Origin of the sequence: Citrobacter sp. Cb028 (genome assembly GCF_030336705.1) — a bacterium.
GTDB classification, from domain to species: domain Bacteria; phylum Pseudomonadota; class Gammaproteobacteria; order Enterobacterales; family Enterobacteriaceae; genus Citrobacter; species Citrobacter braakii.
In genome coordinates, this window is the sequence record NZ_JAOWCZ010000035.1 from 200,135 (window position 1) to 216,777 (window position 16,643).

Consider the following 16,643-nt stretch of genomic DNA (forward strand, 5'->3'; position numbering starts at 1 on the left):
AGGTTGTGATGATCAATGCACTGGGATTACTGGAAGTGGATGGCATGGTCGCTGCCGTGGATGCGGCGGATGCCATGCTGAAAGCCGCGAACGTGCGCCTGCTTAGCCACGAAGTGCTCGATCCTGGCCGGTTGACGCTGGTGGTGGAAGGCGATCTGGCGGCGTGCCGCGCAGCGCTGGATGCCGGCAGCGCCGCTGCTGCGCGTACAGGCCGTGTTATCAGCCGTAAGGAAATCGGCCGACCGGACGATGATACCCAGTGGCTGATCGGCGGTTTTAAGCGCCAGCCGAAGAAACCAGAACAGAAGCCAGAAGTGAAAACAGATGTAAAAACGCAGAAGACGCAGGACGCCCCGTTGACGCCTGAATCCTCTGATCAACTTCTGACGCTGTTGGCATCGGTCCGTCAAGGAATGACGGCAGGGGAAGTGGCTGCCCACTTTGGCTGGTCACTTGATGAAGCCAGAAAGGCGCTGGAACAGCTCTTTTCTGACGGAGCGTTGCGTAAACGCAGTAGTCGCTATCGCTTAAAAAATTAACCTGTCGGAGGGCCGGGGGCTTCGTTGAAGCTTCCGGCTTAAAAGATCATGAAAAAGAACCGTACTGCAAACCTGCACCATCTTTATCATGAAGTATTACCCGAAGACGTTAAACTTACGCCGAAAGTGGAGGTGGACAACGTTCACCAGCGGCGAACAACGGATGTGTATGAGCATGCGCTGACGATTACCGCATGGCAGCAGATCTACGACCAGTTACATCCGGGAAAATTTCATGGCGAGTTCACGGAAATCCTGCTCGATGATATTCAGGTGTTCCGTGAATACACCGGACTGGCGTTGCGTCAGTCGTGTCTTGTCTGGCCGAACTCTTTCTGGTTTGGTATTCCGGCCACGCGCGGCGAACAGGGATTTATTGGCACCCAGTGTCTGGGGAACGCTGAAATTGCCACCCGCCCTGGCGGGACAGAGTTTGAACTGAGTACGCCGGATGATTACACCATTCTGGGTGTCGTCATTTCGGAAGAGGCGATTGCCCGTCAGGCCAACTTCCTGCATAACCCGGAAAGAGTGCTGCATATGCTGCGCAACCAGTCGGCGCTGGAAGTTAAAGAACAACACAAAGCCGCGTTATGGGGCTTTGTGCAGCAGGCGCTGGCGACGTTTAGCGAAAATCCGGAAAACCTCCATCAACCTGCGGTACGCAAAGTGCTGGGCGATAACCTGCTGCTGGCGATGGGCACTATGCTGGAAGAAGCGCAGCCGATTATCACGGCTGAGAGCATCAGCCATCAGAGCTATCGTCGCCTGCTGTCGCGTGCGCGGGAATATGTGCTGGAAAATATGTCAGAACCGCTGACCGTGCTCGATCTGTGTAATCAACTGCACGTCAGCCGCCGGACGTTGCAAAACGCCTTTCACGCGATCCTTGGTATCGGTCCGAATGCCTGGTTAAAACGCATTCGCCTTAATGCCGTACGTCGCGAGCTGATAAGCCCGTGGTCGCAGAGTACGACGGTGAAAGACGCCGCCATGCAGTGGGGATTCTGGCATTTAGGGCAGTTTGCCACCGACTACCAGCAGCTGTTTGCGGAAAAACCTTCATTGACGCTGCATCAGCGCATGCGCCAGTGGGCATGATGCGATGAATGTGCCGGATGTGACGCAAATGCGTTTTATCCGGCCTGGGGGCTGGTATTGTCTGGGGTTACACCCAGTCGCGAACCTGAATAAACGCGCTAAGGGCGGCTTCCGGGCTGTTCGCTTCCGGCTGCCAGTCATACTCCCAGCGCACCAGCGGCGGCATCGACATCAGAATCGATTCCGTACGGCCGCCGGTCTGCAGACCGAATAACGTGCCGCGATCCCACACCAGGTTAAATTCCACATAGCGTCCGCGACGGTAAAGCTGAAAATTGCGTTCACGTTCGCCCCAGCTCATTGCTTTGCGGCGCTCAACGATGGGCAGATACGCTTCGGTATAGCCTTGACCTACCGCCTGCATAAAGGCGAAGCCGTGGTCGAAATCCGGCGTATTCAAATCATCGAAAAACAGTCCGCCAATGCCGCGCTGTTCGTTGCGATGCTTGAGGAAGAAGTAGTCATCGCACCACTTCTTGTAACGGGAATAAACGTCTTCGCCGAACGGCTGGCACAGATCTCGCGCCGTGCGGTGCCAGTGAACCGCATCCTCATCAAAGCCGTAGTAGGGCGTTAAGTCAAAGCCGCCGCCAAACCACCAGACCGGGTCAGTGCCCGGTTTTTCCGCGATAAAAAATCGCACGTTGGCGTGACTGGTCGGAATGTAGGGATTCTGCGGATGTACCACCAGCGAGACGCCCATGGCCTCAAAGCTGCGTCCCGCAAGCTCGGGGCGATGGGCGGTAGCCGAGGCCGGCATTGCCTCGCCGTGAACGTGGGAGAAGTTGACGCCCGCTTGCTCGAAAATACCGCCGTTACGCAGCACCCGGCTGCGCCCGCCGCCGCCTGCTTCACGTTGCCAGTTATCCTCAACAAACTCGGCGCCGTCTACGGCGGATAACTGCTGGCAAATATCATCTTGCAGGCTGAGCAGGAACTGTTTTACGCGCTGTGCATCGGGCTTCATGGTTAACGTTTCTTCGAGTGTGCTTTCTGGTTATCAAACCAGTGGAAATAGCTGATGATGCCATTGGCGATAGCGGTGGCGATTTTCTGGCGAAATGCCGCCGTACCCAGCAGACGTTCTTCTTCCGGGTTGGTTATGAACGAGGTTTCGACCAGTACCGACGGAATTGATGGTGATTTTAGCACCACGAAGGCGGCTTGTTCCGTGCTGCGGCTGTGAAGACGGTGTACCGGCTTGATCTTCTTGAGAATATGCGAGCCTAACGTCAGGCTGTTTTTAATGGTATCCGTTTGCACCAGATCGAACAGCACCTGCTGCAGCAAATGGTCTTTATCGGTGGTCTTCTTCCCGGCCACTTCATCGGCCCGGTTTTCACGATCGGACAGATACTTCGCCATGGCGCTACTGGCACCGCGATTGGACAACGCAAAGACCGACGCACCTGCAGCGCTCGGATTGGTAAAACCATCGGCGTGGATCGACATGAACAGGTCCGCGCCATGCTTATGTGCGATCTCGACGCGATCGTAAAGCGGAATAAATGTATCGCCGGAGCGCGTTAGGCGCGCATCAATCCCCTGGTTGCGTAGAATCGAGCGCACGTTTTTGGCAATCGCCAGTACCACGTGCTTTTCCTTCGACCCATTGCGACCAATTGCGCCGGTATCAATCCCTCCGTGACCCGGATCAAGGACAACAACGCGCTTAGCGCCGGCTTTTTTCGCTTTCGGTTTGCTGTGTCCATTGCTGGTCTTAAGCGCTTCTTCTTTAGCGATGGCTTGCGACATGCCTGACAGCGTTAGGGCGGCCAGCCCGGCTTTCAACACCTGGCGGCGCGATGTGAGTGTTTTTAGTGGTTTAAAAGTGCTCATACGGCCTGAGTTGTAAAAAAAGGTTCTAAACGTTATATCGTATCGCGTTGTCCGTTGCGACGGATCGGGATAAGAATTGTTTTACTTTTCATTTCAATACGTGACAATTCCGTATTATGCCATTTTTTCCGCCGCTTCGCGTCAGATATTGGCTAAATCAGCCGTTCGCGCCATAATCGCTTTTTAACGTCCTGAAAAGGTACCCAATACCATGGAAATACGCGTTTTTCGCCAGGAAGATTTCGAAGAGGTGATCACCCTCTGGGAGCGCTGTGATTTGCTGCGTCCATGGAACGATCCTGAAATGGACATTGAGCGTAAAGTCAATCATGACGTCAGCTTGTTCCTGGTCGCTGAAGTGAATGGCGAGGTGGTCGGTACGGTGATGGGCGGATATGACGGGCATCGCGGCTCGGCCTATTACCTGGGCGTACATCCTGAGTTTCGCGGTCGCGGCATTGCCAATGCGCTGCTCAACCGGCTGGAGAAAAAGCTCATTGCCCGTGGTTGTCCGAAGATTCAAATCATGGTGCGTGACGATAATGACGTCGTACAGGGTATGTATGAACGTCTGGGTTATGAACATGCGGATGTACTCAATCTGGGCAAGCGTTTGATCGAAGATGAAGAGTACTGAGTTTCATCCGGCCGACTATGACGCTCATGGGCGTCTGCGCCTGCCTTTTCTCTTCTGGTGCGTGCTGCTGCTGCAGGCGCGCACCTGGGTTCTGTTTGTGATTGCCGGTTCTTCCCGTGAGCAGGGCAACACGTTGCTGAATCTGTTTTATCCCGATCACGACGCTTTCTGGCTGGGTTTGCTTCCCGGCGTTCCCGCGGTATTAGCATTTTTACTCAGCGGGCGACGCTTTGCGTTTCCGGTGGTATGGCGCTGGCTGCGAGGATTACTGATCCTCGCTCAACTGGTGCTACTGTGTTGGCAGCCGGTGATGTGGCTGGCAGGCGATCCGGTCAACGGCGTCGGGCTGGCGCTGCTGGTGGCGGATGTCGTTGCGCTGATCTGGCTGTTAACTAATCAACGTCTGCGCGCCTGTTTTTCCCTCGAGAAAGAATAACGGCACTTTTTGGCGAAACCGGACTCCAAGCAACGTTGATAAATAAGGAAGGAAGTGAAATGAAATCACTGCGTTTGACTTTATGCGCGATGCCGCTGCTATTGACCGGGTGTTCAACGTTGTCATCGGTGAACTGGTCTGCCGCCAATCCGTGGAACTGGTTTGGTTCTTCAACGCAGGTCACTGAGCAGGGCGTCGGAGCGTTGACTGGCGCTACGCCGCTGGATGAAAAAACCATTGCTGATGCGCTGGACGGTGATTACCGCCTGCGTAGCGGGATGAAGACCGATAACGGTAATGTGGTGCGCTTTTATGAAGCGATGAAAGATGACAAGCTGGCGATGGTCATCAATGGCAATCAGGGAACGATTAGCCGTATTGATGTAGTCGACAGCGATATTCCCTCTTCTGCGGGTGTCGAAATCGGTACACCGTTTAGCGACCTTTACACTAAAGCCTTTGGTAATTGTCAGAAGGCGACTGGCGATGACAGCGCGGGCGTTGAATGCAAAGCTGAAGGAAGTCAACATATTAGCTACGTCTTTTCCGGTGAGTGGAGCGGGCCTGAGGGCTTAATGCCGTCTGACGATACGTTGAAAGCATGGAAAGTAAGCAAAATTATCTGGCGGCGTTAATTTGCGTCTGAACAAATCGGCTTGTTAAAAAAACAGGTAGAATAGCGCCCATCAATGCCACGATGTCGTGGCATCTTTTTTTTCAGGAGGAACAATGTCTCAGGTTCAGAGTGGCATTTTGCCAGAACATTGCCGTGCGGCGATTTGGATTGAAGCCAATGTTAAAGGCGACGTTGAGGCTCTGCGTGGGGCCAGCAAAACCTTCGCCGATAAGCTGGCGACCTTTGAAGCGAAGTTCCCGGATGCGCATCTGGGCGCGGTTGTTGCTTTTGGCAACAACACCTGGCGTACACTGAGCGGCGGCGTTGGCGCAGAAGAGTTAAAAGACTTTATCCCTTACGGTAAAGGTCTTGCGCCAGCCACCCAGTATGATGTGCTGATTCATATTCTCTCTTTGCGTCATGACGTGAATTTCTCCGTTGCACAGGCGGCAATGGAAGCCTTTGGCGACTGTATTGAAGTCAAAGAAGAGATCCACGGTTTCCGTTGGGTTGAAGAGCGCGATCTCAGCGGCTTTGTTGACGGAACGGAAAACCCGGCAGGCGTTGAAACGCGCCGTGAAGTCGCGGTTATTAAAGATGGCGTGGATGCTGGTGGCAGCTATGTGTTTGTGCAGCGTTGGGAACATAACCTGAAGCAGCTTAACCGCATGAGCATTCATGACCAGGAAATGATGATTGGGCGTACCAAGGAAGCCAACGAAGAGATCGACGGTGATGACCGTCCGGTTACTTCTCACCTGAGCCGTGTCGATCTCAAAGAAGATGGTAAAGGACTGAAAATTGTGCGCCAGAGCCTGCCATACGGCACCGCCAGCGGTACGCACGGCCTCTATTTCTGTGCCTATTGCGCCCGTTTGCACAACATCGAGCAGCAACTGCTGAGCATGTTTGGCGACACTGACGGCAAGCGCGATGCGATGCTGCGTTTCACTAAACCGGTGACCGGCGGCTATTATTTCGCGCCATCGCTGGATCGTTTGCTGGCCCTGTAATTTTTTGATGCCAGATGGCGCTGATGCCGCCATCTGGCACAATATAGCTCTCCCCCGAATCACCCAACGTCCGCTATGCTGATGATGCACTCGCGTTGACGCTCATCCTGAAAAATCACCTCCCACGTTCATTATTATTTACCTGCCAGTTTATTGGTTATGAGAACGGTATTAAATGGAATTATTTAGAATTAATAAACTATTAATACCAATTTATTACTTTAAAAATTCTGAATATATCTGAATTAAATCACAATTTAAATGTGAGGAAGATCAGATTTTTTAATGCAATTTATGAAAATAAAATAAATAATAAGTGTAATTAATTTCGCTATAAATTGATTTAATGTCTTCATTTGTTGACAATTAAAATGGCTGTCTTGTAATCTGAAAATGACCGAAAAATAACGGAATTTATATTTAACCATTTTGCAACAAAGGGTCATTGGAGGTTTTATGTCTACAAAATTATGGGGTGGGCGTTTTGATATGCCTACAAATAAACTGGTCGAATCTTATAATGCGACAATTATGCTGGAACAACGTCTCTGCCCTTTTGATATTCAGGGGAGTATTGCTCACGCCACTATGCTGGGCCGTCAGGGGATTATCACGCAGGATGAAGCGAATGCGATTATTGGCGGGTTAAGGCAGGTCAATAAAGAGATTGAGGAAGGGCAATTCGTTTTTGATACCGTTGATGAAGATATTCATATGGCGATAGAAAGACGTATGACAGAAATAATTGGTCCTGTAGGCGGGAAGCTACATACCGGCCGCAGTCGTAATGACCAGACGACTGTCGATTCGAAAATGCACATGAGATCGACTATTCGTGAAATTCAGCAGGATATCGTTCATCTACAAAAAGTTATTATCAGCAAAGCTGAAAATAACATTAATGCGATCATGCCTGGCTATACTCATTTACAGACCGGTCAGCCTATTCTGCTGTCGCACTGGATAATGGCATATTATTGGATGTTACGCCGTGACTGGACTCGTTTTGCAGATCTTTATCAACGCATGGGGGAATGCCCTTTAGGTTCAGCAGCCCTTGCCGGTACTACTTTCCCCATTGATCGTGATTTCACGGCTAAAGAGCTTGGCTTTGACAAGCCGACTGAAAACAGTATTGATTCTGTCAGCGATCGTGACCATATGGTTGAATTCACTGCCGCCGCTGCTATGTGCTTTATGCATCTTACCCGTTTGTCAGAAGAACTGGTTTTATTCTCAAGTCAGGATTTTAAATTTATTGAGCTTTCAGATGATTTCTGTACCGGTTCCAGCATCATGCCACAGAAGAAAAACCCCGACGTGGCTGAAAAAATGCGCGGTAAAGGGGGGCGTATGTACGGAAATCTAATGGCGATGTTGACCATTATGAAAGGTATCCCTCTGGCCTATAATACTGATATGAGTGAGGATAAAGAGCAGGTCTATGACTCTATGGATACCTTACAGACCAGTCTGAAAATTATGGCGCCGATGCTCGAAAAAATGGTTATTCTTTCAGATAATACTCGCAGCGCAGCGGCAAGAGGATTTTCAAACGCAACCGATATGGCTGACTACCTGGTTCGTAAAGGCATTCCTTTTAGAGAAGCTCACCATATTGTTGGCAGCGCTGTTAATTACTGTATAAAACATAGAAAAATGTTGGAAGAGCTTACTCTGAATGAATTCCACACATTTGATGATAAAATCGAAAATGATATATATGAGAGTATATCTCTCGAAGCATGTATTAAATCAAGAATGTCTTATGGTGGCACAGGGACTGATGCTGTTAAAAAACAGATCGAAATTGCTAAATCATATTTAAACTAATCCCGAGCATAGTAATTAATATCTCCCGGATGCAATATCCGGGAGACGCTTTGAGGTGAAAAATGGATGCTTTATTTTTTATACAATTATTTATTGTACTCGCCTGTATTGGTATAGGCGGACGTTATGGCGGAATGGGGCTGGGTGCTGGTGGAGGACTTGGTGTTGCAATATTAGTTCTGGGTTTTGGACTAAAACCCTCCGCACCATCTATTACTGCAATGCTAATTATTATTTGTGTGATTGGCGCTGTCAGCGTATTACAGGCCGCTGGTGGGCTTGATTATCTTGTGCGCGTGGCTGAAAAATTACTCCGTAAAAAACCACAGGCAATTACTTTTGTTGCCCCCATATTAACTTCCATATTTACGCTATTCTGTGGAACTACCTACGTTGCTTTCTCTTTGTATCCGGTTGTCGCTGAAGTTGCTGCTGAAGCAAAGGTCCGTCCGGAGCGAGCGTTGTCCGCAACGGTTATTGCGGCCAGTGTCGCGGTTGCTGCCAGTCCGATGAGTGCGGCAACCGCGGGGATGCTGGCTATTCTGCATGAATATGCCGGGATTAGCCTTGGGCAAATACTGACGATTGCTCTCCCATCATTCTTTATGGCTGCTATTGTTACCAGCTTTTCAGTTTATAAACGCGGAAAAGAGCTGGAGGATGATCCGGAATTCCAGAGGAGAGTTGCTGCTGGTGAATATGAGTTCATGCATACTGAGCAGAAAAAAGAATTTGTTGCTTCAACTGGCGCTAAAAAAGGTGTCGTTATCTTTGCGATTGGTGTGGTACTGGTACTTATTTTAGGTTCTTTTACTGAGTTACTCCCTTCCTGGGATGGAAAAAGACTGTCAACCCCAATGGTTATTCAGATGGTCATGTTGACAGCCGCTTTGTTTATTATGATTGTCAGTAAAGTACCAAGTAGTACCTTGAATAGCGGCTCAGTCTTCCGTGCAGGTTTGATGGGAGTGGTAGCAATACTCGGCGTTTCATGGATGACGGCGACGTTTTTTGATGCCTATCAGCCAGAACTGATTAAGGTCTTTGGTGGCATTGTCAATGATGCACCAATGCTATTTGGTGTGGTTGTATTCTTGTTCTCGCTGGTCATTATGAGTCCGGCGGCGACGGTAGCCGCTATCATGCCACTCGGTGTTACCTTAGGTATTCCAGCCCCGTTTCTTATCGCTATTTTTGCTTGTACCTGTGGTGACTTTATTATACCTGGAGCAAATCAAATCGGCTGTGTTGCATTTGATCGAACAGGTACCACAAAGATTGGACGCTTTGTTGTCAACCATAGCTATATTCGTCCGGGCTTTGTGATGGTTATCTCTCAGGTAATTTTTGCTTATCTCATTGCTCAGGTTGTTCTGTAAAGTACATTCTATGGAAAATTGCAGTGGTGCTATTCAGAAGTGAGTACCAGGCATCCTCTCTGAATTCATTCAGGGGGGATGCCATGAAGAAAAGGTTTACCACAATTAAATTGCTCTCTCACTACATCAGCATTTTGGAAAAAAGGAAGCAAAAAAGAGTTGATGCTACAACGGTGACAAGACCAGGTAGCATGTAGCTGTGATTAACCACATACTTGCCAATTCGAGTTGTCCCGGTACGATCAAACGCCACACAGCCAATCTGTGCCCCCCCTGGAATAATGAATGATCCACAAGTCAGCGGGAGCAGGGCGACCAGGGTTTCTGCCGGATATCCCATTAACACGCCAGCGGGGAGTAGCGCTACGGCAGTCGCTGCGGGGCTATAAATTACGGCTGAAAGACCAAAAACAATAATGCCGAACAAGACTGGATTCTGGAAACCGTGGAAAGCCGTGTTAAATAATTCGTGCCATGCCTCAAAAAAGGAGTTCATCATCCATGACAGACCAAATATGGCGACAACACCCACAAGACCAGCTTTAAAAACAGAACCTGAATCGAGTTTTGACGGAGAAATTCGACATACCATCATAATAATACATGCTGTTGTCAGCATAACTATTTGCAGCGTGGTAGGGATACTCATACGCTCCATTCCGGTACCGTTATTCCATTCAGGACGTAATTCAGGAATTGAACCCATAAGTACGACCAGAATGATACCGGTAAGGAAAATCAGCAATCCTCTCTTCGCCTCTTTTGTCACTATATTGGCTGTTCGCTCTTCAGCTTTTACTGATTCAAACTCACCTTCAGCAACCCTGCGTTGGAATTCCGGATCATTTTTAAGCTCATGACCTCTTTTAAAGACGAACAGGCAGCCGACAACGCAGCCAAGGAACGTTCCGGGAACGGTGACTAACAAGATATCTAAAGCAGAGACATGTAATCCAGCAAGGACAGCAATTGTCCCTGTAACGACCGCACTGACCGGGCTGGCAATAAGCCCAAAATTGGCAGCGATTACTGACATCGACATGGCTCTCTCTGGCCGTACTCTGGCATCTGCTGCAATTTCAGCAATGACTGGATAAACCGAAAAGGCAACATATCCTGTTCCGCAGATAGCAGTAAAAAGGTAAGCGACTGCGGGGCCGAGGAAAGTGATCGCGCCCGGCCACTTTCTGAGGATCCGTTCTGCCATCGTAACGAATAAATCAAGCCCGCCAGCCGCCTGGAGGATTGTGATGCAAGTGATAACCGCAAGGATAATAGAAATAACAGTGAAAGGAGGTGAGTCGGGAGGGAGTCCAAAACCAAAAGTCAGGATAGCGAGTCCTAACCCGCCAGCAGCCCCCAGGCCAATCCCACCAAAACGCCCACCTATACCGATACATATAAGTACTATCGCAAACTGAGTTACGAATAACACCATAATTAATTCCTTTTTATTAACAAATGGCTTGGTATAATTTGAATAATAGGGGCTATAATCTTACCATAACAGTATATTAAGCAATCTAACTTATTAGATTATTTATACTCATCAGTTTTGCAGCACTTTAATCCGAGAGTGTTTATGGATAACAAAAACGAACTGTTTGAAAATATTAAAAATTATCTGCTTGATGATGCTAACCGCAATGCTGATGGTCGCATTGAAACTGAAACTGAGCTTGCCGTTCGTTTTAATACATCAAGATATAAAGTTCGTCAGGCGCTCAGCACACTGGTGCAGATGGGAATGTTGGAACGATCTCCTCGTCGTGGCAGCGTCTTGAAGAATTTGGAACAGCACAACATAAATCACCAGTTGTTAATGCAGTTTGATTTGTCTGGGTTTGATATCACAGAATTTACAGAGGCAAGGATCCTGATTGAATGCGCGATTATCCCTCTGGCAACGCGTAGAATTTTCCCGGCGATGCTCTCCAAACTTGAAAATGAGCTAAGGCTTATTGAAGAGAATGCGGATAACCCCCAGGTGGCCGATCGTCACGATAGAGATTTTCATTTGCTCTTGCTACAGGCGAGTGGCAACCGGGTGCTGCAGGTTTTCTCTGATGTCCTCATTACTTATTTTGAGAAAACAAGGGAGTCGTTACCTGCGAACGATCGTCAGTATTTTCTTGATACGGCGGCAAAACAGAGGGAAATACTGCTTCATATTAAAAAAGGGGATGCGCAGATGGCATCGGAGTTGATGAGAGCCCATTTGCTGGAAAAACGGCTGTAAGTCTTCTGTTAACCTGGTCAGAGCATGTTTACCGTTGGGTCCCCGCAATGCCGGGGACTTTTTTTACCTGAGATTAACCTGATTTAGTGAGCTATTCCTCAGCACTTATTTGTTATTGCTGTATCTTCTGCGTGAATGAAGCGAATGCTTCATATTCAAAAGGAGAATATTGAAATGGGAAAACTCACGGGCAAAACAGCATTGATTACGGGCGCATCTCAGGGTATTGGCGAAGGGATCGCCAGAACATTTGCCCGCCATGGCGCGAACCTAATCCTGCTGGATATCTCCGATGAGATTGAAAAACTGGCGGATGAGTTGGCTGGGCGCGGACACCGTTGCACCGCCGTACACGCTGACGTCAGAGATTTTGCGTCGGTCACGGAAGCGGTAAAACGCGCGAAGAAGATTGAAGGCAAAATCGATATTCTGGTCAACAATGCGGGCGTATGTCGCCTCGGCAACTTCCTTGATATGAGCGATGAAGATCGCGATTTCCACATTGATATCAACATTAAAGGTGTCTGGAACGTGACGAAAGCCGTTCTGCCGGAGATGATTGCGCGCAAAGACGGGCGCATCGTGATGATGTCATCTGTGACCGGCGATATGGTTGCCGATCCGGGCGAAACGGCCTACGCGCTGTCGAAAGCCGCAATCATCGGTTTGACCAAATCTCTGGCGGTGGAATACGCGCAGTCCGGCATTCGCGTTAATGCCATTTGCCCGGGCTACGTTCGTACGCCGATGGCGGAAAATATCGCTCGTCAGTCTAATCCGGAGGATCCTGAATCCGTATTAGTCGAAATGGCAAAAGCGATCCCGATGCGCCGCTTGGCCTGCCCACTTGAGGTTGGTGAACTGGCGGCATTCCTGGCGTCGGATGAGTCCAGTTACTTGACTGGCACGCAAAACGTGATTGATGGTGGCAGCACCCTGCCTGAAAGCGTTAGCGTCGGCGTCTGATTGATGCCGGTCTCCTCCCCGTGCGCTGGGGAGGAGGTACCCTTATTCTCTTTTCAACTTTCAAATCATCAAACGGTATATAAAACCGTTACTCCTTTAGCACTGGTTATAAATATGATGACCATAAGAAAGTCATTAAATTTATAAGGGTGCGCAATGGCCGTTAACTTACTGAAAAAAAGAACCCTGACGCTGGCAGCAATGCTGTTGCTGGTGGGTCAGGCGCAGGCAACGGAGCTGCTGAACAGTTCATACGATGTCTCTCGCGAGCTGTTTGCCGCCCTTAACCCGCCGTTTGAACAGCAATGGGCGAAGGATAACGGCGGTGACAAACTGACGATTAAACAATCTCATGCCGGGTCATCAAAACAGGCGCTGGCGATTCTGCAGGGGCTGAAAGCCGATGTGGTGACCTATAACCAGGTGACCGATGTACAGATCCTGCATGACAAAGGCAAGCTGATCCCGACCGACTGGCAAAGCCGTCTACCGAATAACAGTTCGCCATTCTATTCCACCATGGCATTTTTGGTGCGTAAGGGTAACCCGAAGAATATCCACGAATGGAACGACCTGGTTCGCCCGGACGTGAAACTGATTTTCCCGAATCCGAAAACCTCCGGTAACGCGCGTTATACCTATCTGGCTGCGTGGGGCGCGGCAGATAAAGCGGATGGTGGGGATAAAGCCAAAACTGAACAGTTCATGACCCAGTTTCTGAAAAACGTGGAAGTGTTTGATACCGGCGGTCGCGGGGCAACCACCACATTCGTGGAACGCGGCCTGGGCGATGTGCTGATCACCTTTGAATCAGAAGTGAACAACATCCGTAAACAGTATGAAGACCAGGGCTTCGAAGTGGTAGTGCCGAAGGTCAACATTCTGGCGGAGTTCCCGGTGGCCTGGGTAGATAAAAATGTGCAGGCTAACGGTACTGAAAAAGCGGCAAAAGCTTACCTGAACTGGCTGTATAGCCCGCAGGCGCAAACCATCATTACCGATTTCTACTACCGCGTGAATAACCCGCAGGTGATGGACAAACTGCAGGATAAATTCCCGCAGACCGAACTTTTCCGCGTGGAAGACAGGTTTGGCTCGTGGCCTGAGGTAATGAAAACGCACTTTGTCAGCGGCGGTGAGTTGGACAAACTGTTGGCGGCGGGGCGTAAGTAAATGTTTGCTGTTTCTTCCCGACGCGTACTGCCCGGCTTCACCTTGAGCCTGGGCACCAGCTTACTGTTTGTCTGCCTGATTTTGCTGCTGCCGCTTAGCGCGCTGGTGATGCAATTGGCGCAAATGAGCTGGGCGCAATACTGGGATGTGATTACCAACCCGCAGGTGGTGGCGGCTTATAAAGTGACGCTGCTGTCGGCGTTTGTGGCGTCGATTTTTAACGGCGTGTTTGGTTTGCTGATGGCGTGGATCTTAACCCGCTATCGCTTTCCGGGCCGTACGCTGCTGGATGCGCTGATGGATCTGCCGTTTGCGCTGCCTACGGCGGTAGCAGGTCTGACGCTGGCATCGCTGTTTTCGGTCAATGGTTTCTACGGCGAGTGGCTGGCGAAGCTGGATATTAAAGTGACCTACACCTGGCTTGGCATTGCGGTGGCGATGGCTTTTACCAGCATTCCATTCGTGGTGCGTACCGTGCAGCCGGTGCTGGAAGAGTTAGGTCCGGAGTATGAAGAAGCGGCGGAAACGCTCGGCGCTACGCGCTGGCAGAGCTTTCGTAAAGTGGTACTGCCTGAGCTGTCTCCCGCGCTAGTCGCGGGCGTTGCGCTCTCGTTTACCCGCAGCCTCGGTGAGTTTGGCGCGGTTATCTTTATCGCCGGAAACATCGCATGGAAAACGGAAGTGACCTCGCTGATGATTTTTGTTCGTTTGCAGGAGTTTGACTACCCGGCCGCCAGCGCGATTGCATCTGTGATCCTCGGGGCTTCGTTGCTGCTGCTGTTTTCAATTAACACCCTGCAAAGTCGCTTTGGTCGACGCGTGGTAGGTCACTGATGGCAGACATTACCCAATTGAAACGTTATGGCGCACCCCGCATCAACTGGGGGAAATGGTTTCTGATCGGCACGGGCATGCTGGTATCCGCCTTTATTTTGCTGGTGCCGATGGTTTACATCTTCGTGCAGGCGTTCAGCAAGGGGTTGATGCCGGTATTACAGAACCTGGCTGATCCGGACATGCTGCACGCCATCTGGCTGACGGTGCTGATTGCGCTGATTGCGGTGCCGGTGAACCTGGTGTTTGGCGTGTTACTGGCCTGGCTGGTGACCCGCTTTAACTTCCCTGGACGCCAGTTGTTGCTCACATTACTGGATATTCCATTTGCCGTTTCACCGGTGGTCGCTGGCCTGGTCTATCTGCTGTTTTACGGCTCTAACGGCCCGCTTGGCGGATGGCTGGATGAACACAACCTGCAAATTATGTTTGCCTGGCCGGGAATGGTGCTGGTGACGGTGTTCGTGACCTGTCCGTTTGTGGTGCGCGAACTGGTGCCGGTGATGTTAAGCCAGGGCAGCCATGAAGATGAGGCGGCGGTTCTGCTTGGCGCATCCGGCTGGCAAATGTTCCGTCGCGTTACGCTGCCGAATATCCGTTGGGCATTGCTGTACGGTGTGGTGCTGACCAACGCCCGTGCGATTGGCGAGTTCGGCGCGGTATCGGTGGTTTCTGGCTCGATTCGCGGTGAAACCTTGTCTTTGCCGTTACAGATTGAATTACTGGAGCAGGACTACAACACAGTCGGCTCCTTTACCGCCGCGGCGCTATTAACGCTGATGGCGATTATTACCCTGTTTTTGAAGAGCATGTTGCAATGGCGTCTGGAAAACCAGGAGAAACGCGCGCAGCAGGAGGAAAATCATGAGCATTGAGATTGCCAATATTAAGAAGTCTTTTGGTCGCACACAGGTGCTGAACGATATCTCGCTGGATATTCCTTCAGGTCAGATGGTCGCCCTGTTGGGGCCTTCCGGATCGGGCAAAACTACGCTGCTGCGCATCATCGCCGGGCTGGAGCATCAGTCCAGCGGGCATATCCGTTTCCACGGCACTGACGTCAGTCGTTTGCACGCCCGCGACCGTAAGGTGGGGTTCGTGTTTCAGCACTATGCGCTGTTTCGTCATATGACCGTTTTCGACAATATCGCTTTTGGTCTGACTGTTCTGCCACGGCGTGAGCGCCCGAATGCGGTGACGATCAAAGCAAAAGTGACCAAACTGCTGGAGATGGTTCAACTGGCTCATCTGGCGGACCGTTTCCCGGCACAGCTTTCCGGAGGGCAAAAGCAGCGCGTGGCATTGGCGCGTGCGCTGGCGGTAGAGCCGCAGATCTTGTTGCTCGACGAGCCGTTTGGCGCGCTCGATGCTCAGGTGCGTAAAGAACTGCGTCGCTGGCTGCGTCAGTTGCATGAAGAGCTGAAGTTCACCAGCGTGTTTGTTACCCACGATCAGGAAGAAGCGACGGAAGTCGCAGACCGCGTGGTGGTGATGAGCCAGGGTCATATCGAGCAGGCCGATGCGCCCGATCAGGTATGGCGCGAACCGGCTACCCGTTTTGTCCTGGAATTTATGGGTGAAGTTAACCGCCTGCAAGGGACGATTCGCGGTGGACAATTCCACGTGGGCGCACATCGCTGGCCGTTGGGCTATACGCCTGGCTATCAGGGCCCGGTGGATCTGTTCCTGCGTCCGTGGGAAGTGGACGTCAGCCGCCGTACCAGTCTGGATTCACCGTTGCCAGTACAGGTGCTGGAAGCCAGCCCGAAAGGACACTACACCCAATTAGTTGTGCAACCCTTGGGGTGGTATAACGAACCGCTGACGGTGGTTATGCAGGGCGATGATTCTCCGAACCGCGGCGAACGTCTGTTTGTTGGGCTGCAAAATGCGCGTTTGTATAATGGCGACCAGCGTATTGAAACGCGTGAAGAGGAACTTGCCCTGGCGCAAAGTGCCTGATAGGTTAATTCGTATAGTTATCATCCGGTGGCGCTGCGCTTACCGGGCTTAACGGGTGGTGCATGACCTGTAAGCC

At 50.6% G+C, this 16,643-nt stretch carries 17 protein-coding genes; 14 read left to right on the top strand and 3 right to left on the bottom strand.

The annotated features are described in order from the left end of the window. Positions 1-8 precede the first annotated feature (8 nt). Together eutK and eutR are read left to right on the top strand one after the other, a co-directional pair. The gene (gene eutK / locus OGV75_RS19795; RefSeq protein ID WP_016157100.1) at positions 9-539 is read left to right on the top strand and encodes an ethanolamine utilization microcompartment protein EutK; all 531 of its coding nucleotides are present in this window, start codon (positions 9-11) and stop codon (positions 537-539) included. 48 nt (positions 540-587) lie between these two features. Next, positions 588-1,640: an HTH-type transcriptional regulator EutR gene (gene eutR, locus OGV75_RS19800; RefSeq protein WP_200013506.1), complete on the top strand. Its 1,053-nt coding sequence runs from the start codon at positions 588-590 to the stop codon at positions 1,638-1,640. Between the two features lie 67 nt (positions 1,641-1,707). Here eutR and hemF read toward each other — a convergent pair whose 3' ends face one another. Together hemF and amiA are read right to left on the bottom strand one after the other, a co-directional pair. Continuing rightward, positions 1,708-2,607 (bottom strand): oxygen-dependent coproporphyrinogen oxidase, encoded by a 900-nt coding sequence (gene hemF, locus OGV75_RS19805; protein ID WP_200013507.1) that lies wholly within the window; start codon positions 2,605-2,607, stop codon positions 1,708-1,710. Positions 2,608-2,609: 2 nt separating this feature from the next. Then, positions 2,610-3,479: an N-acetylmuramoyl-L-alanine amidase AmiA gene (gene amiA, locus OGV75_RS19810; RefSeq protein WP_016153942.1), complete on the bottom strand. Its 870-nt coding sequence runs from the start codon at positions 3,477-3,479 to the stop codon at positions 2,610-2,612. Positions 3,480-3,690: 211 nt separating this feature from the next. Between amiA and OGV75_RS19815 the strand changes: the two genes are divergently transcribed. The 6 genes from OGV75_RS19815 to OGV75_RS19840 all read left to right on the top strand — a co-directional run bounded on the left by OGV75_RS19815 (position 3,691) and on the right by OGV75_RS19840 (position 9,393). Beyond that, positions 3,691-4,116, top strand: coding sequence for a GNAT family acetyltransferase (locus OGV75_RS19815; protein WP_003038048.1), 426 nt, complete (start codon positions 3,691-3,693; stop codon positions 4,114-4,116). Then, positions 4,103-4,552, top strand: a complete 450-nt coding sequence (locus tag OGV75_RS19820) for a DUF2919 domain-containing protein (protein ID WP_016157098.1) — start codon at positions 4,103-4,105, stop codon at positions 4,550-4,552. Before OGV75_RS19815 ends, OGV75_RS19820 begins: the two co-directional genes overlap by 14 nt. A gap of 59 nt (positions 4,553-4,611) precedes the next feature. Then, positions 4,612-5,187, top strand: coding sequence for an RpoE-regulated lipoprotein (locus OGV75_RS19825; RefSeq protein ID WP_016153940.1), 576 nt, complete (start codon positions 4,612-4,614; stop codon positions 5,185-5,187). Positions 5,188-5,281: 94 nt separating this feature from the next. Further along, a complete protein-coding gene (yfeX, locus tag OGV75_RS19830) occupies positions 5,282-6,181 on the top strand; it encodes a porphyrinogen peroxidase (RefSeq protein WP_016153939.1) in 900 nt (299 codons plus the stop codon). A gap of 456 nt (positions 6,182-6,637) precedes the next feature. Beyond that, on the top strand, positions 6,638-8,014 hold the full coding sequence (gene argH / locus OGV75_RS19835; RefSeq protein ID WP_049041042.1) for an argininosuccinate lyase: 1,377 nt from the start codon (positions 6,638-6,640) through the stop codon (positions 8,012-8,014). A gap of 62 nt (positions 8,015-8,076) precedes the next feature. Next, a complete protein-coding gene (locus OGV75_RS19840; protein WP_286481092.1) occupies positions 8,077-9,393 on the top strand; it encodes an anaerobic C4-dicarboxylate transporter family protein in 1,317 nt (438 codons plus the stop codon). A 121-nt stretch (positions 9,394-9,514) separates the two neighbouring features. Here OGV75_RS19840 and OGV75_RS19845 read toward each other — a convergent pair whose 3' ends face one another. Further along, positions 9,515-10,831, bottom strand: coding sequence for an anaerobic C4-dicarboxylate transporter family protein (locus OGV75_RS19845; protein WP_016153936.1), 1,317 nt, complete (start codon positions 10,829-10,831; stop codon positions 9,515-9,517). Between the two features lie 144 nt (positions 10,832-10,975). Between OGV75_RS19845 and OGV75_RS19850 the strand changes: the two genes are divergently transcribed. The 6 genes from OGV75_RS19850 (at position 10,976) to cysA (ending at position 16,567) form a co-directional block, all read left to right on the top strand. Next, positions 10,976-11,632, top strand: a complete 657-nt coding sequence (locus OGV75_RS19850; RefSeq protein WP_103766601.1) for a FadR/GntR family transcriptional regulator — start codon at positions 10,976-10,978, stop codon at positions 11,630-11,632. A gap of 174 nt (positions 11,633-11,806) precedes the next feature. Then, positions 11,807-12,598, top strand: coding sequence for an SDR family oxidoreductase UcpA (gene ucpA / locus OGV75_RS19855; RefSeq protein ID WP_016153934.1), 792 nt, complete (start codon positions 11,807-11,809; stop codon positions 12,596-12,598). Positions 12,599-12,754: 156 nt separating this feature from the next. Next, positions 12,755-13,771 carry a sulfate ABC transporter substrate-binding protein gene (locus OGV75_RS19860; protein ID WP_047358217.1) on the top strand — a complete coding sequence of 339 codons (1,017 nt, stop codon included), beginning with the start codon at positions 12,755-12,757 and terminating at the stop codon, positions 13,769-13,771. Further along, positions 13,772-14,605 carry a sulfate/thiosulfate ABC transporter permease CysT gene (cysT, locus tag OGV75_RS19865; RefSeq protein WP_003038061.1) on the top strand — a complete coding sequence of 278 codons (834 nt, stop codon included), beginning with the start codon at positions 13,772-13,774 and terminating at the stop codon, positions 14,603-14,605. Next, the gene (cysW, locus tag OGV75_RS19870; protein ID WP_053388614.1) at positions 14,605-15,480 is read left to right on the top strand and encodes a sulfate/thiosulfate ABC transporter permease CysW; all 876 of its coding nucleotides are present in this window, start codon (positions 14,605-14,607) and stop codon (positions 15,478-15,480) included. The genes cysT and cysW overlap by 1 nt, the downstream gene beginning before the upstream one ends. Then, positions 15,470-16,567: a sulfate/thiosulfate ABC transporter ATP-binding protein CysA gene (cysA, locus tag OGV75_RS19875; protein WP_137366955.1), complete on the top strand. Its 1,098-nt coding sequence runs from the start codon at positions 15,470-15,472 to the stop codon at positions 16,565-16,567. Before cysW ends, cysA begins: the two co-directional genes overlap by 11 nt. Positions 16,568-16,643: the final 76 nt, after the last annotated feature.